Raw genomic sequence first — 19,928 nt, 5'->3', positions numbered from 1 at the left:
CTCCTACAGACGGTGAGTTCCCGTAGGAGCGAGGCTTGCCCGCGAAGGCGTCAAACCTGCTTACTCAAAGCCAGTAGCTCACCGCATACCACCCAAGAACACCCATCACCACCGTATACGGCAACGCCATCCACACCATCCGCCCATACGACAGGCGAATCAGTGGTGCAATCGCCGACGTCAGCAGAAACAGAAACGCTGCCTGGCCATTGGGCGTCGCCACGCTCGGCAGGTTGGTGCCGGTGTTGATCGCAATCGCCAGGGTCTCGAAATGTTCACGGCTCATGTGGCCGGAGATGAACGCCTGCTTCACTTCGGTGATGTAGATGGTCGCGACAAATACGTTGTCGCTGATCGCCGACAGCAAACCGTTGGCAATAAACAGCATGCCCGGTTGCTGATCCGCCGGCAGCGCCAGCACCCACTGGATCAGCGGCGTGAACAACTGCTGATCGTGAATCACCGCCACCACCGCAAAAAACACCACCAACAGCGCTGTGAATGGCATGGCGTCCTTGAACGCAGTGCCGAGGCGATGCTCGTCAGTAATGCCAGTGAACGCGGTAATCAGCACGATCACCATCAAGCCGATCAGGCCCACTTCGGCCACGTGGAAGGCCAGGCAGCCAATCAGAATCAGCGCCGCCAGCCCTTGAACAATCAGCGCAGCGCGTTGGCGCGAAGTGCGTTCGGCGTTGTCTTCGGCGGCATAGTTGGCCAGCACGGCGCGCACGTTGTCCGGCAGGAGCGTGCCGTAACCAAACCAGCGCAATTTTTCCAGCAGCACGCAAGTCACCAGGCCCGCTACCAGCACCGGCAGCGAAACCGGGGCGACTTTCAGGAAGAATTCAGAAAAGTGCCAACCCATTTCGTGGCCGATCAGCAGGTTCTGTGGCTCGCCGACCAGGGTACAAACGCCGCCCAACGCGGTGCCCACGGCGCCGTGCATCAACAGGCTGCGCAGAAAGGCGCGGAACTGTTCGAGGTCAGCGTGATGGAGTGTTGGAAGGTGCTGGTCATCGCCATATTCGCTGTCCTGACGCGGATCATTGCCCGAGGCGACGCGGTGATACACCGAGTAGAACCCCACGGCTGCGCTGATGATCACGGCGGTCACGGTCAAGGCATCGAGAAAGGCCGAGAGAAACGCTGACAGAAAGCAGAACATCAACGCCAGCAACGCCTTGGAGCGAACCCCGAGCAACAGGCGCGAGAACATAAACAGCAGCAGTTCTTTCATGAAGTAGATACCCGCCACCATGAACATCAACAGCAGGATCACCGGGAGGTTGTGCACCAGTTCGTCATACAGCGCCTGGGGCGTGGTCATCTTCAACAGCAGCGCTTCGATCAGCAGCAGGCCGCCGGGCATCAGCGGATAACACTTGAGCGCCATGGCCAGGGTAAAGATGAATTCCAGCACCAGCAGCCAACCGGCCGCTACCGGACCCACGGTCCACAGCACCAGGGCGTTGAGAATCAGGAAGCCGAGAATGCTGGCCTTGTACCAGCGAGGTGAGTGCCCGAGAAAATTATGCGCGAACGCCTGGGCCAATGAGCCGGACATCGGCTGCTCCTTGTATTAAGAAGCGCGCAAGTTGCCGTAAGCCGAAGGGAAGATCAAGCGTAGGAAATGTCAGAGTGGCTATCCCAGATACCGTGCGACGATTGCCCGGTAGTTGCCATCCAGTGAATAGCCGCCTACGACAATGTTGCCATCGGACTGCACGGCCAGGGAGGTCGCGGTATCCGGGCCGCGACTCAGACGGGTGCGGACCCAACCGACGCCATTGCCAAAGCTGCCATCGAGCTGTCCGTCGGGCAGATGCCGGGCCAGAATGAAATCAGCTTCGATGCCTCCGACCGTGGCGCCAACGGTTAGCACGCTGCCGTCCGCCAGGACCTGCGCGGCGGTCCACTGGCAGCCGCTGTGGCCAATGTCCAGTAATTGCGGTTGGCCGCCGTTGCAGTGAATGTCTGGGCGACCATTACTGTGGATCTTCAGGGCCATGCACTGCTTAGGGTCGCGGGTGCTGCCAAAACACTGCAAATCGCCGTTGTCCTGTTGGACGATCTGGCTGACCAGAGCGTGACGTTCCTGTGCCATGAAACTCATGAAGCCATCCACGGCGAAACGGTCGTCGAGGCTACCGTCGCTGTGATAACGCGCAAGCAGGCCTTCTTCAGGGAAATTGATCGAGCCGCCCACCAGAATCCGACCGTCAGGTTGCACCAGCAGGCTGCTCAGCCAGGTGTTCATCAGCAGGTGCCTGACCAGCACGAAGCCGCGACCGTTGAAGGTGTCGTCCAGTGAGCCGTCAGGGTGAAGCCGTACCAGTACGCCGACATGATCGGCCAGCTCGAAATGATGATTGGCCAGCAACAGGATTCGCCCGTTGTCCTGTACACAGACATCACACGCTTCGGCACCCGGCACGCCAGGTGGCAACCAGGCATCGCGCACGCCTTGGGAAAGATTGCCCGGCAGGCGCACGACACAGCGTCCGTTGTTGCCAAATGACTGGACCGGTTTGCCCTGTTGATTGAAAAGCGCGAAGGCAGGCAGTGTCCGATGCGCATTTTCATAGTGCAGGCCGGCCACCAGAATGCGTCCATCGGCCAGTAGCAGGACTTTGCCGGCCATGGCCTCGAAACCGGGTTCGAACTGGCTGATGACACTGCCTTGTTGGCCGAAGGCCAGATCCGCCGAGCCGTCCTCAAGCAGGCGTGCCAGGCCAAAGCGGCTGCCGCCCGGGGTGCCGACTTTCGCGGCTATCAGCAGCCGGCCCGCGGAATCAATCGCGACGCCATTGGCCATGCTGGAGGTGCTGCCGGGGAAGTACACTTGGGTTTTGCCGACGCCGGCAAAGGACTCGTCGAGCTTCCCGGCATCGTTCAGCGCGGCGGGTAAGGCAAAAGCAGTCTGGATTGACATGCACGCATCTCCTTGCGAGTCGTCGTGATCCAGGAATAGAGGGTGGCGACTGGGGAAATATTCAACGCCTGAATGAGCGGCTGCACAACTGACAGAACTAACAGGCGGAGGGTCGCTTTGTGCCAGAACAGTGTCTTTTCGAACCACTGAAAAGCCAGCCAATTAATTGGCCTTCGCAAGTTCGAATAAGCGGACGTCGCAAGTGTGGTTGGCGGAAGGCCAGCAAACTAACGATCGAGGGGAGGGTGCGGATTACCGGAAGTAATCCGCAAAACGCTTTAGTGCGGCATCGACCACGATTGCAGCGTGTAACCTTCCTGGCTCAGCTCTTTACGGGCTTCTTCCAGAACATGTTCAAGTTGCGCGGGATCGGTATAGGCGCTGCTTGGAATCTGCTTGCGGCCAATGCGAGTATTGGTGCGGTCGATGACGGTCAGGCTGAGTTCGCCATTGCCGTCTTGTGGGGCCCAGGCCACGCATTGAAAAGGCAGGAATGCGCGGTCGGCAATCAAAAGAGCTTCGTTGATACGGAGCGGGGCGGTCATGGGATTTTCTCTCTGTATGCCCAATCAAGTGATGTGCCGTCGGTTGGGCTTACCGTTCGGCTGGTTACTTGTACTGATGCCCGCAACCGGGGGGTGGGTCACATACAATTAAAAGAAATTTCAACTTTCTTTCTTCGGTTCATGGTTCCGGCAGGCTTTGAAAGCTGAATGAAAGGTTCGGCTCGTTAGGTAACTAACAAAGTTACTTCTTATAACTGCTTACGCGACCTTCCTATAGTCAATCGGTACAAGACAACGTCAAATTATTGCTAATGTTACAGTCAGGTCTGCCAAATGACTGTTTTTAATAATATTTCCTACAATTTGGCGCCAAGGAACAGTCATGATCGAAGCGCCCGCGTTACGACGTCTGTTAGTGGTGGACCCCTGTGACGACTGCCATCGTCTGCTGCCGGGGCTGCGCGCGGTAGGTTGGGACGTTGATAGCTGTACGCTGGAAAATGCCGCCGACCGAACCTGCGACGTTGGCCTGTTGCGTCTGCAGCCGTTTCATCTGGAACGCCCCGAGGCCGTCAAGGAGCTGATCAGCCGCAGCGGCACCGAGTGGATTGCCGTGCTCAACCAGGAAGTCCTGCGGCTGCAAAATGTCGGGGACTTTGTCTGCGAATGGTTTTTCGATTTCCACACCTTGCCGTTCGATGTGTCACGGGTACAGGTGACGCTCGGCCGGGCATTTGGCATGGCGCGCTTGCGTGGCCAGGGCACGGTTCACATCGATCAGCCCGAACATGAGCTGCTCGGCGACAGCAAGCCAATTCGCGAGCTGCGCAAACTGTTGAGTAAACTGGCGCCCACCGAGTCTCCGGTGTTGATTCGCGGTGAGAGCGGGACTGGCAAAGAGCTGGTCGCCCGCACCCTCCATCGACAATCCCAGCGGCACAGCAAACCCTTTGTCGCGATCAATTGCGGCGCGATTCCCGAACACTTGATCCAGTCCGAACTGTTTGGCCACGAGAAGGGTGCCTTTACCGGCGCCCATCAACGCAAGGTCGGGCGGATCGAAGCCGCCAACGGCGGAACCCTGTTTCTCGACGAAATCGGTGACCTGCCGCTGGAGCTGCAAGCCAATCTGTTGCGGTTCCTCCAGGAAAAACACATCGAGCGCGTGGGCGGCAGTCAGCCGATTCCGGTGGATGTGCGGGTATTGGCGGCGACACACGTTGACCTGGAAGCCGCCATCGAGAAGAAACGCTTCCGCGAAGATTTGTACTACCGCCTCAACGTGCTGCAAGTGGTCACCGCGCCGCTGCGTGAGCGCCATGGCGATCTGTCGATGCTGGCCAACCACTTCTCCCATTTCTACAGCCATGAAACCGGCCGTCGTCCGCGCAGTTTCAGCGAAGACGCGTTGATTGCCATGGGCAAGCATGACTGGCCGGGCAACGTGCGTGAACTGGCCAACCGGGTACGCCGCGGGCTGGTCCTGGCCGAAGGGCGGCAGATCGAGGCGCGCGATCTGGGGCTGATCAGTCAGCAGGCGATCGCTGCGCCGATGGGCACCCTCGAAGACTACAAGACACGCGCCGAACGCCAGGCGTTGTGCGATGTATTGAACCGCCACAGCGACAACCTGAGTGTCGCCGCCCGGGTGCTGGGCGTGTCGCGGCCAACCTTTTACAGATTGCTGCACAAGCACCAGATCCGTTAGGGCGGGGCGAAACGAAAAGGCCCGCTGCGATGAACCTCGCAGCGGGCCTTTTCCATTCAGGTGAAGCGGTTAGAAGTAGTACGGGAATTTCAGGCTGAAGGAAAAGTCTGGCGCGTCGTCGGTCAGGCCGATGGCCAGGTTGGGAACGATCGTCAGGTTATCGGTGGCTGCCAGAGTCATGCCGATGTTGAAGTTGGCCGCGTTGTAATCGCTGTTGGAAATCGATTGCCAATCACCTCCGTCCGGTTTGATCTTGCTTTTGCGGGCGAACTGATCGGTGAACGAGAACGACATACTCATCTTCTCGTTCAAGGCGAATGCAATGCCGGCGCCGACCTGCCAGGAATCGCCCAGTTTCACGTCGCCTTTAACCTTGGCGCCGACCTGAGGGCTGATGTCGCTGAAAGAGTCCTCCATGTTGTAGGTGTAGGCCAGGGTGCCGAACAGCACAGCCGGGTCGAAGGTCTTGACCAGCGAGATACCCGGGGTGATCGACCAGACGCCATTGCCGGTAGGCAAGTCCTCGGGGACCGCGAGGTTATCGTTGTTCGGATCCTCGACCAGCTTGATGCCGTAAGGATCCTTACCGGTCGGTGCCTTGATGCGCAGTGTAGCGACCGCGTCGGGCAGGTTGGCCGACTCATCCAGAAACTTGTAGGCAACGCCCACGTTCACATCGCCGATGGTCGGGTCGCGGGTAACGGTTGCGTCCGACGTCACCGGGCCTGCGCCACCAGCGCCACCGGAGGAGTACGTTGATTCGCGATAAACCACGGGGACGTTGATGTCGAACTGCCAGCGTTGCGCTACGTTGTAGCGGGCAGTCAGGTCCAGTGTCCAGTTGTCGGCCTTGATGCGATCGAGGTTGATGTTGCCGAGGAAAATCGAGTCCAGTGCCAGAAAGCCATTGAGCGTCAGCGCTCGTGTATCGAAGTGCGTGTAAGTCAGGCCGGTTTCGACACTGAATTTGCCGCCACCGAAGAAGCCGCTGGCTTCGTCATACAGGTTGGAAACGCTTTGCGCAGGCTCGGAATCATCCTTGAGCGATTGGCCGTATGAACTGCCGGTGGTTCCCGGCGCACCGGCCGCCACCGTCTGGCCACCCCTGCTCGGTTCGGCAGGGGACTTGGTCAGGCGCTTGGGAGGCGGTGTCGCAGGAGTTTCTTCTACTTGGCGAACGCGCTGCTCGAGGACCATCAGCGCGTTCTGTTGTGCTTCGTAACGCTGTTTCAACTCCATGAGTTCTTGTTTTAGGGCTTCAACCTGGGGATCCGGTGCTGCGTAAAGCATTGTGCCCGGTGCCAGGCTACTCAAACAAACGATAGCTCTGAGCGTTAACGATCGGTGCATGGTTAGCCGTCCCTTCTGAGTACATCTGATGAGACTGAGCGTAGATCAGAATCCGAGGGCGCGAAGACCTTTAAGTTGATCCAGGTTGCCGGTCAGCGAACCGGTTGACGGCAGGTTATCGCGCAGTACAACGTTGATCGACATCAAGTTGTTTACCTGGTTGCCACCACCGAGCAAGGTCGCGTTTTGCATAAGCCCGCCTTGGGCGAGGCGCTGCGCGGTGCTGCCCTGGTTGTTGTTGGCCATGATGTTGAGCTGCACGCCCGCGCCGGTAGAGGAGATGCTCAGCGCCCCGGCACCATTGGTGTGAGTCAAGGTTGTACCCGCGGGCAACACTTGCCCTTGGTTGTTCATCTGGGGTGCCTGGTTACCTCTCTGGACGTTGAGGTCAACGTTGTTGTAAGCGCTGTTGTTGTCGCCGGCAGCGCGCACAACTTGAGTGACGCCCTGGGTCGTGCTCAAACCGTTACCGCCGCTGACGGTACCGGTGCCCTGAGAAACCGTCGAGCCATTACCTGTTTCGTCAATCATCGACACATAGAACTGTGGCTGGATTGTCGATTGTTGAATTTGCATCGAGGACGTTGCCCCAATCACTGTACCGTTAGCATTTTGCCAAGTGCTGGTCATGACAATCCCGAAACTGACGATCCGTCCCGGCATGACATAGCGGCCTCGCAGGCTCGCCAATTCCTGATCGCTCAGCTCGATGGGTTTGAATATCTGTGCCTGGGTTGGCAGGCTGGCGGCCAGGCAAACAACAGCCAGCCAGAGTGGAGTCTTCATTGGATGCTCCCGGAGCGTCGTGCTCCCTTGTTATTAGAAGAAGTCGCTTCGGATAAATCCGAAGTCCAACAACTCTGCGTCTTGCACCGGGCTGAAGGTGTTGATGCGGTTCTTGGCGGTCAGTGGCAGGGGAGGGTCGAGCAGCGCATTGGTTTTGTCATAGCCCTGGCCAATGACGGCAAAGATGATGCCGTTCCAGCCTTTGACAAAGTCGTCGACTGTGAAACGTTTATGACCCAATACCGGATCTCCGATATAGACCCAGCCGTTGTGGACTTTTTGCAGAACTACAAAATGTTTGTAGCCACGGATATCCATGAGTACCACGACCGGAATTCTGATATCGCTCAACGTTTCCGCCGCTACCCGGTAGCCACGGGCCCGCATGCCGATACTTTCCACGTAACGCTTCATGTCGAGCATGGAGAAGCCCTGGACGCGGACAAGGTCTTGATCGGCGTGTGCCAGCATGCCTTCGATGATCTGTTGTTCGTTCACGTCCAGCCAATAGGCCTGGCGCAAGATGGTCGCCAGCGCAGCTGCGCCGCAACTGAAGTCGGTTTTCTGTTGCACCAGGTCGGCAAATTTACGCTCGCGTACACTCTGGATCGGCTTGTACACCACCGCGCCGCCCGGCAGGACGGAAAGCGGCATTTGTGCAGCCTCGATCACACTGGCCACGCAAAGCAAAACTACCAAGGCGATAATGCGCATGGTGGGACGCCCTCTGGTTGTGTTGAAAAAGGCCCCCGTGAGGGGGCCTCCAGAGTCAGCCATCAGAACGCTTGGTTGGAAATGGCCAGCGAGTTGCTTTGTTGGTTACCTACACCGGCAGCCACGTTGACGCCGAGGTTGCCACTGCCACCATTAACCGAACCACTCAGGGTTGCGGTGTTGGTCACAGGGTTTGCCCAGCCATTTGGGGTCAGGATTTGATAGGAAACTGTGTTGCTCAAATCCCATGTATTGCTTTCGCTGTAGCCCTTCACTTCGTGTTTGGTAGAAGCGGACGATTGCTCGCCTGATTTTTCGAACGAAGAGTCAAACGATTTTGCAAACGAGGAATCGAACTCTTTTGTGAACGAAGAGTCGGTCGATTTCGAGTGCTCTGTATCGATAGATGCATCGAGCGATGCGTTAAGCGATGCCTCGAACGACGCGCTGCGGGTGCGATCTCCATGGCCATAATTAACGGTAACGGATTTGGTACCATCCGCCGCTGCTTCCAGGGAAGCGATCACAGAAGCATGGCTGGTAGCGCTCTTATCGGTGCTTTTTGCACCGCTTGCATCAAAGTGCTTGGTACCGGCGGCGTCATAACTGCTAGCACCGCTCTTAGCCCAGTTGCTGGAAGCGCTCTTATCAATGTTCAACTCGGAGTTATGGGTGAAAGAGGCACTACCGGTTTTGGTTGTGGTTAACGTCACTGTACTTAGGGTGATGTTCTGATCCGCCCTGTTATTCACTACCAGACCAGGACCGTTTTGATCAGCAGAGGCGGTAGCTGTTGAGTTGCCGAGCGGAGCATTGGAGTTGGCAATTGCCATGGTGTTTTTCTGTTGGTTCAGGTCGCCGCCAGCAATGTTGATCCCCATATTGCCGTTGCCGCCATTGCCCGACTGACTCATCACCGCGGAGGCTGTGGTGTTGTAGTTGTCGACCTTGTTATTGTTGCTGTACTGCTTGACGCTGGCAGTGGCAGTGGCAACGCCGAACACGAAGGTGTTATCGAGAGCGGAGGTGGCGCCAGCGTTCGCGATGGCGGCAGCGTTGTCCTGTTGGTTGCCGGCGCCTGCCGCCACGTTGATGCCCACGTTGCCGTCGGCGCCAGTGGCAGAGCCGCTCATCTCGGCGTTGTTAATAGTCCCTTCGTTACGGATGCGATTGTTGGTACTGCTCTGTTTGTCGTAGGCATTGGCAGTCGCGTAGACAGGGATCTTTGTAGGAGGAGGAGTGTGGTGACCGTTGTTATTATGACCATTGTGGTGGTCATCGTTACGACGATCGTTTCCAGCTTGTACAGCAACAGCCATGAGCGCAGCAATTGCGAAAACCAGAGGCTTGAGTGCCATCGAAGGTTTCATGGTGATTCTCCGTACTTATTTTAGGTTAAGTGTTGTTTCCTACCTTTTTTGGGTCAGTCCGCGACCCGTACGCTCAGGGTATTGGCCATTCGGTTTCCCACCCCGGCGCTCTGATTCAACTGAATTACCCCACGGCTACCGGTGAAAGCCTGGTCACTGGTAGTGACCTGGCGATAGCCGGGTGCAGAGTCAGTTGGATCGGAGTTATTGAGCAGCGCCACGTTCTGTTGCATGAGGACGCTGTCGTCGATACTTTGCGGCTGTTTACTGATGCTTATCCGCAGAGCATTGGCTTGCTGGTTGCTGGCACCCGCGCTCTGGTTGACGCCCAGTACGCCGTTACCGTGGCTGAAGGAGTCACCCTGAATGCTGGCTCGAGCATCCATCCTGGGATCGACCTGCGTATTCAGCCGTTGGCGAATCTGAGTGGTCGCGCTGGCGCCATCGCCAATGGCGATGGCCCGGGCGTTGGCCTGTTGCTGCTGATCGCCCGCGGCCTGGTTGACCGCGAAGTTCCCTTGGTACTGCATGCCCGAACCATTGATGTCGGCATTATTGATGACGGGGGGTTGAGCAAAGCTCGATGCGCTGCAAAACATGGCGATAATCAGCAGCTTACGATTCATCTCAACGGCCTCCCGTAATGATTTTCAGACCACCCAGGCCTTGCTGGACGCTTGAATTGACCAAGTTGGAAATACCGTTGCCCGAACCTCCCGAACGCCCGGCGGGGAGGTTGGAAATTTGGTTCTGAGTGGTGATATTGCCGCCCAGATTGGTGTTGTTTAAATTGACCAGGCGTGTGATGCCTGCACCACTGGCGACGTTGGCGAAATCGCCGTCGTTCAGTTCGTTCGTCTGACCGAGGATTAGCTTGGAGGGGTTGGCATTGACAGTCGTGGGGTTCGGGTCGGGAACCACCGGGGCTTGTACTGCGTTTCGCGTCTGGACATCACGTTTGATAATGATGATGCCGCCGTCTGCCTGTACCGACAGGCTGATGCTTGAGCCCAGTGCGCATCCGATCAAGAGGAGGCAGGTGCAGCCTTTATTGAAAGTCCCCACAGCGGCAATTCCTTCTTTTTGTGGGCTGGCCCTAGTCAGCGATGTGAAGGAGAGAGCGAATGCTGTGCCGTCTTTTGAATTTTGTTTTAATTCAACGAGTTATAAATTTTGTCCGGGAGGGCAATGTCGGTGCTGTTTCACGTTTGAGACAGGCGCCGGCGCTTTTGACCAACAAAAGCGGTTGCGGCGCTCTAGATCAAGGGTTTGCATCGAGGTGTATTACGCGCTTAACAGGTGTGGGCGAAGTTGGTGCAGGGCGTTGAAACGGCCTGTTTGGGGCGGGGTGGGTGTAACAGGCATGGACACTTTTCCCCCAAAACAGGGGATTTGCTGGGTGAAAAACCCCAAGAACCGGGTCAGGGCTCCAGCAGCAGCGTGACGGCTTGAAGCGCCTGCAGACGACGTTCCGCCCAGTTTCCCTGCAATATTTGAAACGGCTGTTGATGGGTTTCCAGCCAATTCAGGGTTGCGTCGAAAAATGCCCGGCGCTCACTCAAATCGGGTTGGCAGCGTTGGCCATCGTCCGTCCAGTCGACCTGTTCGGGAGACAGCAGCAGGTGCAAGTCGTACTGGCGAGCCAGCAGCGCCTGCTCGATCCACGCGGGGCAATCGCCAAACAGGGTCTGGCTCCACAGGATGTTGCTCAGCAAGTGAGTATCGAGAATCAGCAACGATGGCTGCCGGGCGCGGGCCTCGTCTTCCCATCGCAGTTGCCCGCGGGTGATGTCCGGGATGTCGGCCAGGCAGGTATCCCGCGGGTTTTGCTCGATGAACCAGCGGACATACTCGTCGACCAGTACCCCGCCGAAACGCGCTTGCAACTCGGCTGCGAGCCAGCTCTTGCCGGTGGATTCGGGACCGGTCAGCACCAGCACTTTCATGTGCGCAACGCCGGGTCGGCGCGCCATTCCCGCCAGCCTTCTACGGCAATCACGGTGAACAACCCATAGAGCCCGGCGGTCAGATACATGCCCTTATAGATGAAGAGCCCGACGAAAATCACATCCAGGGTGATCCACAGCGGCCAGCATTGAACGCGCTTTTGCGCCATCCAGACCTGCGCCACCAGACTGAAGCCAGTCAACGCCGCATCGAGCCAGGGTTGGGCGGCATCGGTCCAATGCGCCATGGCCGCGCCGAGCAACAGACTGCCGACGGCACCGATGGCCAGGCCTGACACGATCGATTCCACCTTGAGTTGGCTAACCTGCCGCCCCTGCCGCGCGGCCCCCGCACGCGTCCATTGCCACCAGCCATAGAGTTGCAATGCGGCGTAGATCACCTGCAACAACATGTCCGAATACAGCTTCACTTCAAAAAAGACCCAGCTGTAAAGCGACACCATGACCAGGCCGATCGGCCAGCACCAGGGGTTCTGTTTGACCGTCAGCCAGACGGCAATGACACCGAGGGCGGCGGCAAACAGTTCAAGCCCGGACATGGAGGCTCCTTGGGGAAATCGTAGAGGGAGCGGATTGTACCGGGTTTGTACTGATGAGGCTTCTGTGGCGAGCGAGCTTGCTCGCGCTGGGGCGCGTAGCGGCCCCAAAAATCTTGCGGCTGCTTCGCACCCGAGCGCGAGCAAGCTCGCTCGCCACAGGGGTTGGTGTTTGTCTTGTTACACGCGGAACTGCTTGAGCAACCCGTTCAACTGCTCGCTCAGATCCTTGAGACGCACGCTCGCCACACTCGATTGTTCCGCCGCCAGCGCCGTGCTGTGGGACAAATCGGCGGCCTGGGTGACGTTCTGGTTGATGTCCTCGACCACGTGGGCCTGTTGCAGGGTGGCGCTGGCGATGGAGGCGTTCAGGCCGTTGAGGTTGCGCAGTGCCTGGCCAATGGCATTCAGGCTCGCACCGGCGAGGCCGGCCTGTTCGATGGTCAGTTGGGACGCGCGACTGCTGTCGCCAATGACCTTGACCGCCGCTTCGGAGTGGCCTTGCAAGCGTTCGATCATCGACTGGATCTCGGCGGTGGACTTCTGGGTGCGCTGGGCCAGCAGGCGCACCTCATCTGCCACGACGGCAAACCCGCGACCTTGCTCGCCGGCCCGGGCGGCCTCGATGGCGGCGTTGAGGGCGAGCAGGTTGGTTTGCTCGGCGATGGAGCGGATCACTTCCAGCACGCTGCCAATCTGGGTGCTTTCGGTGGCCAGGGTGCGGATGACTTCCACGGCCTGATCGATGGTGCCAGACAACGTGTCGATCTGTTGCAGGCTGCTGTCGATGTTGACCTGGCCCTGCTGCGCCTGGGATTCGGCATCGCGCATTTCGCTGGCCGCCTGCTCGGCGTTCTTCGCTACATCCTGCACGCCGTATGTCACTTCATTGATGGCCGTGGCCACCAGTTCCATCTGCTGGGATTGTTGCTGACTGCGTTGCTGGGCCTGGGCAGCGTCGTTGCCCAGCTCGCTGGACGACTGGCCCAGAGCGCTGGCGGACGCCTGCAATTGACCGATCACCAGCCGCAGTTTGGCGGTAAAGGCATTGAAGTGGCGGGCCAGTTGCGTCACTTCATCCTGGCCATGGGTATCGAGGGTGCGCGTCAGATCGCTTTCGCCGCTGGCAATGTTGGCCATGGCGTTCACGGTTTCCTGGAGTGGACGCACGATGCTGCGGGCAATCAGGATCACCAGCAGCGCCATGATGGCGGCAATCACCAGCCCGACGACGGTCGCTTTCCACACCTGGGCCATGAATTCGGCTTGCATGTCATCGATGTACACGCCCGAGCCGATCACCCAGCCCCAGGGTTCGAACAGTTTGACGTAGGAAGTTTTCGCTACCGGCTCGCTGGCGCCCGGTTTCGGCCAGCGATAGTCGATTGCGCCGGCGCCCTTGGCTTTGGCGAGGGCGACCATTTCATTGAACAGCGCAAACCCGTCCGGGTCGCGGATCGCCGAGAGGTTCTGGCCATCGAGTTTCGGGTTGGCCGGGTGCATGATCATCACCGGCGTCAGGTCGTTGATCCAGAAGTAGTCGTTCTGGTCATAGCGCAGGCCGCGAACGGCGGTCAGTGCCTGTTTCTGCGCGGCCTCGCGTGTGAGCGTGCCGGCAGTTTCCAGTCCGTGGTAATAGGTCAGAATGCCGCTGGCAGTCTGCACCACGTGCTGGGTTTTCTGGGCCTTGGCGTGATACAGGTCTTCGTGGATCTGCTTGAGCATCAACACGCCCAACGTCAAAAGCATCATGACGGCCACGATCAAAATGAGCCACAAACGGCGGCTGATCGACATATTTCGCAAGCTGTTCATAACGCGGTCACTCCGGTTTCTTTTTCTTGTAATAAATGATCGCCAGCATCCAACCACATTTTGCCGATCGGGTATATCCGACCCAAGTCCTATAACGTGGCAGCGTTCATCAGCCTTGTCTGATAGGATTTCGGCCCCGCACGGAAATACCTGAATCCAAGTCGATGTTTCACGGAATTTTTACGGTTCCGTCCGGATTCTGCGCGCGCGGGCCTTTCAGCTACGCTGACTGTTTTGAAAAAAATACTAACGGGGCATGCCGTCGCGCATCGCTTCTTGGGGGATTGATGGATCTTTGGACTGCCTTTTCGGCATTGATTCTTGGGGTTGTAGAAGGGCTGACAGAGTTTTTGCCCATTTCCAGTACCGGGCACCAGATTATCGTTGCTGACTTGCTCAACTTCGGTGGCGAGCGGGCCATGGCCTTCAACATCATTATCCAACTGGGGGCGATCCTGGCGGTGGTGTGGGAGTTTCGCCGCAAGATTTTCGACGTGGTCATTGACTTGCCGACGCAGCCGAGCGCTCGACGTTTCACCGCGAATCTGCTGATAGCCTTCCTGCCGGCCGTGGTGTTGGGGGTGATTTTCGCTGATCTGATTCACGAGTATCTGTTCAACCCGATCACCGTGGCCACCGCGTTGGTCGTTGGCGGTATCGTCATGCTGTGGGCTGAGCAGCGTCAGCATGAAGTGCATGCCCATACGGTCGACGAAATCACCTGGAAAGACGCCCTGAAAGTCGGCTTTGCCCAGTGCCTGGCAATGATTCCCGGGACCTCGCGTTCCGGCTCGACCATTATTGGCGGTTTGCTGTTCGGCTTGTCGCGCAAGACGGCCACCGAGTTTTCGTTTTTCCTGGCGATGCCGACCATGGTCGGCGCTGCGGTGTACTCGGGCTACAAGTACCGCGACCTGTTCGTGCCGGCTGATTTGCCGGTGTTCGCCATCGGCTTCGTTACCGCATTCATCTTCGCGATGATAGCTGTCAGAGCCTTACTTTTGTTCATCGGCAGCCACAGCTACGCGGCGTTCGCCTGGTATCGCATTGCGTTCGGTGTGGTGATTCTGGCTACCTGGCAGTTCGGCTGGGTCGACTGGACCGCGGTCAAGCCATGAATGATGCCAGCGGGCGCAACAGCCCCGGACGCAACTCCGGAGGGCAGATCCAGAACCCAAGGCTGAAACTGCTGGTGTTCGCAGTCGTGTGCGCGCTGCCGCTGATGGGCTCGTTGTCGTTTTGGCTGCGAGGGATTTCACTGATTCCCCTGGCAGCCTACGGCATCGTCAGCGTGTTGGCGTTCTTCCTTTATTGGAGCGACAAGCGCAAGGCCCGCACCGATACCTGGCGTACGCCCGAGAACGTGTTGCATGCGGTGGAACTCGCCGGTGGCTGGCCAGGCGCCTTGCTTGCCCAGCAAGTGTTCCGGCACAAGACGCGCAAAGTGTCGTTTCAGCTGCTTTTCTGGATGATCGTGCTGCTGCATCAAGTGTTCTGGATTGATCAGCTGTTCCTGGGTGCAAACCTGTTGGCGCTGTTCTAAAGCAGCAGTCCGACCTGCGTGCGCTTGGGCAGCTTGCTTACCACCAGTTGATGAGAACGTTGCAACAGGCATTGCAATTCTTCGGCGCCCAGCGGGTAGGGCGTTTGCATGATGATCCACTGGGCCCGAGCCAAGTACGGCGCCGGATGAACGCCCGGGCGATCGCAATGCCCCAGAAACAGATCCTTGTCGACCTTGAAGGCGAGGGATTCGCCCCGCAGGTTCTGCAGGGCGAACATCTTGTTCCCGGCAATCGAAAACACCCGCACACCACCCCACTTGTAGTCTTCCCGCGCACCCGGCAATGCCAGGCAGAACTGTGCGACGTCCTCTTCGCTCATGCGTCCAGCTTTCATATCAGTCGGTCCCCGCAGGCATTGAATGATTCGATCAAATGGTCGAGCCAGGCGCGGACGGCCGGCATGACCCCGCGCCGGTGAGGGTAGACCGCTTGCAGCCAGCCGCCAGGCAAAGACCAGTCGGGCAGTAACTGCACCAGCGCGCCGCTTTCCAGTTCTTGCTCGCAGTACATCATTGGCAGCATGGTGAAACCCTGCCCGGCGAGGGTGCAAGCCTTGCGCACGATGAAGTCGTCGATACCGAGTCGCGCTTCGAGTGCGAGGTCATGACTTTGGCCCTGCTGGTCGAGCATGCGGATGTGCACCATGCGGTCGGCTTCAAGGGCGCCGAGTACCGGCAAACCCTTCAAGTCTTCCGGGTGGTTGATTTCCCGGCCTTGCAATAAATCGGGACTGGCCACCAGCCACAGCTGAGCCTGACGCAAACGTCGGGTGACCAGTAAGGGGTCTTCATCCCCCAGCTCCCGCACACGCAACGCCACATCGACGCCCTCGGTCACCAGATCGACCCTGCGGTTGAGCAGCATGACTTCCAGTTGAACCTGAGGGTATTTCTCGAGAAAGCTGCTGACAACCGTCGGTAACAATTGATGGGCCAACCCTACCGGGGCGGACACCCGCAGGCGTCCGCGAGGTTCGCTGGACATGCTGGCCACGGCTTCATCGGCCATCTCGGCTTCCAGCAGCATGGCCTGACAGTGCCGCAAATAGCGTTCGCCCACGGCGGTCAACTTCAGTTGCCGCGTGGTGCGTTGCAACAGGCGTGCGCCAAGGCGTTCCTCAAGCTCGGCGATCCGCCGCGACAACCGCGACTTGGGAATGCCCAGCAAACGCCCGGCCGCTGCGAAGCCACCGGCTTCGACCACCTTGGCGAAGTAGTAGAGATCATTGAGGTCTTGCATGGTTTTAACTCGATTGTTCTATCAGTGAGACGAACTATCGCATTGTTGCGGTCTAATCAGCTATTGGTTTCATCTGTAGGATTGTCTCCATCAGGTCGCCCCGTGGCGATCCTCACTTGGAGATCCCCACATGAAACTGTTGCATATCGATTCGAGCATTCTTGGTGACAACTCGGCTTCCCGTCACCTGAGCAGTGAAGTCGTCAAAGCCTGGCAAACCGCCGAGCCAAGCGCCGTGGTGACTTACCGCGACCTGGCCAGCGATGCCATCAGCCATTTCTCGGCCACGACCCTGGTCGCCGCCGGCACCACCGCCGAACTGCGCAACGCCGCCCAGCAGTACGAAGCCGAACTGAGCGCCTCGACGCTGGCCGAATTTCTCGCCGCCGATGCCGTGGTCATTGCCGCGCCGATGTACAACTTCTCCATCCCGACTCAACTCAAGGCCTGGATCGATCGCATCGCGGTTGCGGGTCAGACCTTCCGCTACACCGAAGCCGGCCCTGAAGGCCTGTGCGGTGGCAAAAAAGTCGTGATCGTGTCGACGTCAGGCGGTTTGCATGCCGGTCAGGCCACTGGCGTGGCTCACGAAGATTACTTGAAGGTGCTGTTTGGATTCATCGGTATCACCGACATCGAATTCGTCCGGGCTCACGGCCTGGCTTACGGTGACGAAGTGCGCACCAAAGCCATGGGCGATGCCCACACGCAAATCAGCGAGCAACGGTTCGCCGCCGCGTAAGGCTTGCGTAAAGATGTAAATCAGCTCGGGCAACACCCCAAAAAACTCTGTATTCTGATCACGCAAGTGTCAGATACGGAGTTTTTTGTTTCTGACCATTTCTAGCTGTTTCTTAAATCGTTCATGTTGTGGCCCAGGTTATGCAGTCGAGGGTTAACGTCCCCGTTCTGTAACGTCCTTGGTGGCCGCCATTGCTGGTACAAGGCCGCTTCCTCGATATGTCGATGGAGAACGGGCTTTGCGGTCAAGTAACAAAGGTGGGGCATCCCATGGTGCGTCTTTGTGCAACGTTACTGATTTGCCTGCTCAGCAGCCTGAATTCAGTGCACGCCGCGCCTGCGCCGCATCCTCACTGGAGCGTCGGCTTCCATGAGCTGAGTTTTCTCGACCCGCTGGATCTGCAACCGATGCGTGCCATCGCGTTCTACCCCTCCAGCGACCGGGAACACACCAGCAAACTCGAGGGCTACACGGTCGAAGCGGGCGAAGACACCCGCGTCGCCATCGGCCGTTTTCCGATGCTGATGCTGTCCCACGGCAACACCGGAACGCCGCTGGCCCTGCACGACCTCGCCACGTCGCTGGCGCGCAAGGGTTTTGTGGTGGTGGCGGTGATTCATCCCGGCGACAACTCCAAAGACCACAGCCGCCTCGGCACCTTGAGCAACCTGTACGGTCGGCCGATCCAGATTTCCGAAGCCATTACCGCCACCCTGGGCGACCGCATGTTCGCGCCGTTCGTCAATGCCGATCAGGTCGGCGTGATCGGTTACTCGGCGGGCGGGGAGACGGCGCTGATTCTGTCCGGCGCGACGCCTGATCTGGATCGGTTGCGTCGCTACTGCCAGGAACGCCCGGACGACCGCGATGCCTGCAACACCCAAGGCGAGTTGATCGTCGACCGTGATGACCTGCAACCGGTCGCGGATCCACGGGTTCACGCGCTGTTGCTGATGGCGCCGCTGAGCCTGAAGTTCGGCCGTCACACCCTGGCCGACGTGCATGTGCCGGTGCTGCTTTACAGCGGCGACGGCGACAAACTGGTGGCCTTCGACAAAAACGCCGCGGCGCTGGCGCGCAAACTGCCGATCGCGCCGGACTTCAAGTTATTGGCCGGGGCAGGGCACTTCGTGTTCATGGCGCCGTGCAACGAAGAACAGATCGCCGCCATGCCGGCGCTGTGCACCGATGCCGACGGTGTCGACCGCGAAGACATTCACCGCAACATGATCTCCGAAGCCGGGCGGTTCTTTTCCCATGCGCTGGGCGTGCCGACCCGCGCGGGGATGCAAACCGCTGATCAATAAAATCAACCCTGTAGGAGCCGAGCTTGCTCGCGATGGCGGCGTCACATTCAACACATTCGTCGCCAGACAGGCCGTCATCGCGAGCAAGCTCAGCTCCTACAGGGGTTTCGGGTGTCAGGCCATTGCGCGGCGTTTCAGCAGCAGGGTCAAACCCAGGCCAGTGATCGACAACAACGCCGCACTGAAGAAAATCCACGAATACCCCAGATTCAACGCCACCGCGCCCATCACCGGCCCGGCAATCGCCAGCGCCAGGTCGAAAAACACCGCGTAAGCACTCAACCCCGCACCGCGACTGGAATTGGGCACCTGTTTGATCGCCTCTACCCCCAGCGCCGGATACACCAGCGACAAACCGAACCCGGCCAGGCCCGCCCCGATCAGGGCAAAACCGGTCGAAGGCGCGAGCCACAGCAACACCAGGCCCGCCGTTTCAATGCTCATGCAGGCAATCGCTGAGGTGAATCCGCCGAAACGGCTGATGGCCGAAATAAACAGCAAGCGCGCCAGGATGAAGCAGACCCCGAACACCGTCAGGCAATACGCGGCACCGGTCCAGCCACGGCTCAAGTAATACAGGGTAATAAAAGTGGTCAACGTGCCGTAGCCGATAGACGCCAGGCTCAAACTCGCGCCGAACGGCGCAATACGCCCGAACACCGCCCAGAACGGCAGGCGTTCACCGCGAACCACCGGCACCGAGGGTTTGTTGCGGATCAGCACCAGCGCCAGCGCCGCCAGCAATGACAGCGCGATCCCCAGACTGGCAAAACCATATTCCGCGATCATCACCACGCCCAGCGGCGCGCCAATGGCGATGGCGCCGTAGGACGCGATACCGTTCCAGGAAATCGAGCGAGCGGTGTGTTCAGCGCCCACCTGACCCATGCACCAACTGATGGTGCCGACGCCGATCAAGCCCTGTGCGATCCCCAGCAACAGGCGGCCGGCGATCAGGATCAACAGACTCGTCAGCGGAAAGCTTTGCAACAGCGTCGACACCAACGTCAGCGCGCCGCTCAACACAATCCCCGACAACCCGTAAACAATCGACCGCTTGGTGCCGACGCTGTCCGACATGCGCCCGGCCATCGGGCGGCTGAGCAGGGTGGCCAGGTATTGCGAGCCAATGGTCAGCCCGGCCACGACCGCGCTGAAACCGAGCTGCTCGTGGACATAACCCGGCAACACCGCAATCGGCAGGCCGATGCAGAGGAAGGCAATAAAGGTATAGAAAACGATGGAGACGATCTGCAGGGTGATCGCCATGGAGCTTTGCGGTGGCAGTTGCTGCGCAGACATTAGGGCTCGTTCGCGGGCGGCGGTGGGAGAGCTGCATCATGGCGCGGGTTGGAAATAAAAGGAAGCAGGCTAACTATATTCGTTGA

General features: G+C 58.7%; 20 protein-coding genes. 5 read left to right on the top strand and 15 right to left on the bottom strand.

What is annotated here, in order from left to right:
• Positions 1-64: 64 nt before the first annotated feature.
• The 3 genes from nhaB to ACA066_RS14530 form a co-directional block, all read right to left on the bottom strand.
• Complete coding sequence (gene nhaB / locus ACA066_RS14540) at positions 65-1,567, bottom strand: sodium/proton antiporter NhaB (RefSeq protein ID WP_497695462.1); 1,503 nt, start codon at positions 1,565-1,567, stop codon at positions 65-67.
• 78 nt (positions 1,568-1,645) lie between these two features.
• The gene (locus tag ACA066_RS14535; protein ID WP_497695461.1) at positions 1,646-2,935 is read right to left on the bottom strand and encodes a hypothetical protein; all 1,290 of its coding nucleotides are present in this window, start codon (positions 2,933-2,935) and stop codon (positions 1,646-1,648) included.
• Positions 2,936-3,213: 278 nt separating this feature from the next.
• Complete coding sequence (locus tag ACA066_RS14530; RefSeq protein ID WP_214383161.1) at positions 3,214-3,480, bottom strand: hypothetical protein; 267 nt, start codon at positions 3,478-3,480, stop codon at positions 3,214-3,216.
• A 343-nt stretch (positions 3,481-3,823) separates the two neighbouring features.
• Between ACA066_RS14530 and ACA066_RS14525 the strand changes: the two genes are divergently transcribed.
• Positions 3,824-5,149 (top strand): sigma-54 dependent transcriptional regulator, encoded by a 1,326-nt coding sequence (locus ACA066_RS14525; protein ID WP_497695460.1) that lies wholly within the window; start codon positions 3,824-3,826, stop codon positions 5,147-5,149.
• Positions 5,150-5,218: 69 nt separating this feature from the next.
• Here ACA066_RS14525 and fapF read toward each other — a convergent pair whose 3' ends face one another.
• From fapF to ACA066_RS14480, 9 genes are all read right to left on the bottom strand, one after another.
• Positions 5,219-6,499, bottom strand: a complete 1,281-nt coding sequence (gene fapF / locus ACA066_RS14520) for a fibril amyloid transporter FapF (protein ID WP_497695459.1) — start codon at positions 6,497-6,499, stop codon at positions 5,219-5,221.
• A 45-nt stretch (positions 6,500-6,544) separates the two neighbouring features.
• Positions 6,545-7,285, bottom strand: coding sequence for a fibril amyloid subunit FapE (gene fapE, locus ACA066_RS14515; RefSeq protein WP_497695458.1), 741 nt, complete (start codon positions 7,283-7,285; stop codon positions 6,545-6,547).
• Between the two features lie 33 nt (positions 7,286-7,318).
• Complete coding sequence (gene fapD, locus ACA066_RS14510) at positions 7,319-7,999, bottom strand: fibril amyloid maturation endopeptidase FapD (protein WP_497695457.1); 681 nt, start codon at positions 7,997-7,999, stop codon at positions 7,319-7,321.
• Between the two features lie 62 nt (positions 8,000-8,061).
• Positions 8,062-9,369, bottom strand: a complete 1,308-nt coding sequence (gene fapC, locus ACA066_RS14505) for an amyloid-like fimbrin subunit FapC (RefSeq protein WP_497695456.1) — start codon at positions 9,367-9,369, stop codon at positions 8,062-8,064.
• 53 nt (positions 9,370-9,422) lie between these two features.
• A complete protein-coding gene (gene fapB / locus ACA066_RS14500; protein ID WP_497695455.1) occupies positions 9,423-9,995 on the bottom strand; it encodes a fibril amyloid subunit FapB in 573 nt (190 codons plus the stop codon).
• A gap of 1 nt (position 9,996) precedes the next feature.
• On the bottom strand, positions 9,997-10,434 hold the full coding sequence (gene fapA / locus ACA066_RS14495) for a functional amyloid chaperone FapA (protein WP_497695454.1): 438 nt from the start codon (positions 10,432-10,434) through the stop codon (positions 9,997-9,999).
• 356 nt (positions 10,435-10,790) lie between these two features.
• Entirely contained in the window at positions 10,791-11,315 is a 525-nt protein-coding gene (locus ACA066_RS14490; protein ID WP_497699880.1) for an AAA family ATPase, read from the bottom strand.
• The gene (pnuC, locus tag ACA066_RS14485) at positions 11,312-11,875 is read right to left on the bottom strand and encodes a nicotinamide riboside transporter PnuC (RefSeq protein WP_497695453.1); all 564 of its coding nucleotides are present in this window, start codon (positions 11,873-11,875) and stop codon (positions 11,312-11,314) included. The genes ACA066_RS14490 and pnuC overlap by 4 nt, the downstream gene beginning before the upstream one ends.
• Positions 11,876-12,052: 177 nt before the next feature.
• Positions 12,053-13,687, bottom strand: coding sequence for a methyl-accepting chemotaxis protein (locus ACA066_RS14480; RefSeq protein WP_497695452.1), 1,635 nt, complete (start codon positions 13,685-13,687; stop codon positions 12,053-12,055).
• A gap of 287 nt (positions 13,688-13,974) precedes the next feature.
• On the opposite strand from ACA066_RS14480, the gene ACA066_RS14475 reads away from it, so the two are divergent.
• Positions 13,975-14,805, top strand: coding sequence for an undecaprenyl-diphosphate phosphatase (locus ACA066_RS14475; protein WP_497699787.1), 831 nt, complete (start codon positions 13,975-13,977; stop codon positions 14,803-14,805).
• Positions 14,802-15,230, top strand: a complete 429-nt coding sequence (locus tag ACA066_RS14470) for a DUF1294 domain-containing protein (protein WP_497699786.1) — start codon at positions 14,802-14,804, stop codon at positions 15,228-15,230. Before ACA066_RS14475 ends, ACA066_RS14470 begins: the two co-directional genes overlap by 4 nt.
• Here ACA066_RS14470 and ACA066_RS14465 read toward each other — a convergent pair.
• Complete coding sequence (locus tag ACA066_RS14465; RefSeq protein ID WP_497699785.1) at positions 15,227-15,586, bottom strand: MmcQ/YjbR family DNA-binding protein; 360 nt, start codon at positions 15,584-15,586, stop codon at positions 15,227-15,229. The two genes, ACA066_RS14470 and ACA066_RS14465, sit on opposite strands and share 4 nt — an antisense overlap.
• A complete protein-coding gene (locus tag ACA066_RS14460) occupies positions 15,583-16,491 on the bottom strand; it encodes a LysR substrate-binding domain-containing protein (RefSeq protein ID WP_497699784.1) in 909 nt (302 codons plus the stop codon). The genes ACA066_RS14465 and ACA066_RS14460 overlap by 4 nt, the downstream gene beginning before the upstream one ends.
• Before the next feature lie 130 nt (positions 16,492-16,621).
• Here ACA066_RS14460 and ACA066_RS14455 point away from each other — a divergent pair, with 130 nt between their 5' ends.
• Both ACA066_RS14455 and ACA066_RS14450 read left to right on the top strand, forming a co-directional pair.
• Entirely contained in the window at positions 16,622-17,233 is a 612-nt protein-coding gene (locus ACA066_RS14455) for an FMN-dependent NADH-azoreductase (protein ID WP_497699783.1), read from the top strand.
• 269 nt (positions 17,234-17,502) lie between these two features.
• Entirely contained in the window at positions 17,503-18,540 is a 1,038-nt protein-coding gene (locus tag ACA066_RS14450; RefSeq protein ID WP_497699782.1) for an alpha/beta hydrolase family protein, read from the top strand.
• 114 nt (positions 18,541-18,654) lie between these two features.
• On the opposite strand, the gene ACA066_RS14445 is transcribed toward ACA066_RS14450, so the two are convergent.
• Positions 18,655-19,842 carry an MFS transporter gene (locus ACA066_RS14445; protein WP_497699781.1) on the bottom strand — a complete coding sequence of 396 codons (1,188 nt, stop codon included), beginning with the start codon at positions 19,840-19,842 and terminating at the stop codon, positions 18,655-18,657.
• Positions 19,843-19,928: the final 86 nt, after the last annotated feature.

It is taken from the genome of Pseudomonas sp. LBUM1651, assembly GCF_059716135.1.
This window is presented reverse-complemented; position numbering and strand designations above follow the sequence as displayed.

Coding starts and splice junctions, on each gene's coding strand:
- nhaB (WP_497695462.1), bottom strand. CDS start 1,567: ATGTCCGGCTCATTGGCCCAGGCGTTCGCGCATAATTTTCTCGGGCAC.
- ACA066_RS14535 (WP_497695461.1), bottom strand. CDS start 2,935: ATGTCAATCCAGACTGCTTTTGCCTTACCCGCCGCGCTGAACGATGCC.
- ACA066_RS14530 (WP_214383161.1), bottom strand. CDS start 3,480: ATGACCGCCCCGCTCCGTATCAACGAAGCTCTTTTGATTGCCGACCGC.
- ACA066_RS14525 (WP_497695460.1), top strand. CDS start 3,824: ATGATCGAAGCGCCCGCGTTACGACGTCTGTTAGTGGTGGACCCCTGT.
- fapF (WP_497695459.1), bottom strand. CDS start 6,499: ATGCACCGATCGTTAACGCTCAGAGCTATCGTTTGTTTGAGTAGCCTG.
- fapE (WP_497695458.1), bottom strand. CDS start 7,285: ATGAAGACTCCACTCTGGCTGGCTGTTGTTTGCCTGGCCGCCAGCCTG.
- fapD (WP_497695457.1), bottom strand. CDS start 7,999: ATGCGCATTATCGCCTTGGTAGTTTTGCTTTGCGTGGCCAGTGTGATC.
- fapC (WP_497695456.1), bottom strand. CDS start 9,369: ATGAAACCTTCGATGGCACTCAAGCCTCTGGTTTTCGCAATTGCTGCG.
- fapB (WP_497695455.1), bottom strand. CDS start 9,995: ATGAATCGTAAGCTGCTGATTATCGCCATGTTTTGCAGCGCATCGAGC.
- ACA066_RS14490 (WP_497699880.1), bottom strand. CDS start 11,315: ATGAAAGTGCTGGTGCTGACCGGTCCCGAATCCACCGGCAAGAGCTGG.
- pnuC (WP_497695453.1), bottom strand. CDS start 11,875: ATGTCCGGGCTTGAACTGTTTGCCGCCGCCCTCGGTGTCATTGCCGTC.
- ACA066_RS14480 (WP_497695452.1), bottom strand. CDS start 13,687: ATGAACAGCTTGCGAAATATGTCGATCAGCCGCCGTTTGTGGCTCATT.
- ACA066_RS14475 (WP_497699787.1), top strand. CDS start 13,975: ATGGATCTTTGGACTGCCTTTTCGGCATTGATTCTTGGGGTTGTAGAA.
- ACA066_RS14470 (WP_497699786.1), top strand. CDS start 14,802: ATGAATGATGCCAGCGGGCGCAACAGCCCCGGACGCAACTCCGGAGGG.
- ACA066_RS14465 (WP_497699785.1), bottom strand. CDS start 15,586: ATGAAAGCTGGACGCATGAGCGAAGAGGACGTCGCACAGTTCTGCCTG.
- ACA066_RS14460 (WP_497699784.1), bottom strand. CDS start 16,491: ATGCAAGACCTCAATGATCTCTACTACTTCGCCAAGGTGGTCGAAGCC.
- ACA066_RS14455 (WP_497699783.1), top strand. CDS start 16,622: ATGAAACTGTTGCATATCGATTCGAGCATTCTTGGTGACAACTCGGCT.
- ACA066_RS14450 (WP_497699782.1), top strand. CDS start 17,503: ATGGTGCGTCTTTGTGCAACGTTACTGATTTGCCTGCTCAGCAGCCTG.
- ACA066_RS14445 (WP_497699781.1), bottom strand. CDS start 19,842: ATGTCTGCGCAGCAACTGCCACCGCAAAGCTCCATGGCGATCACCCTG.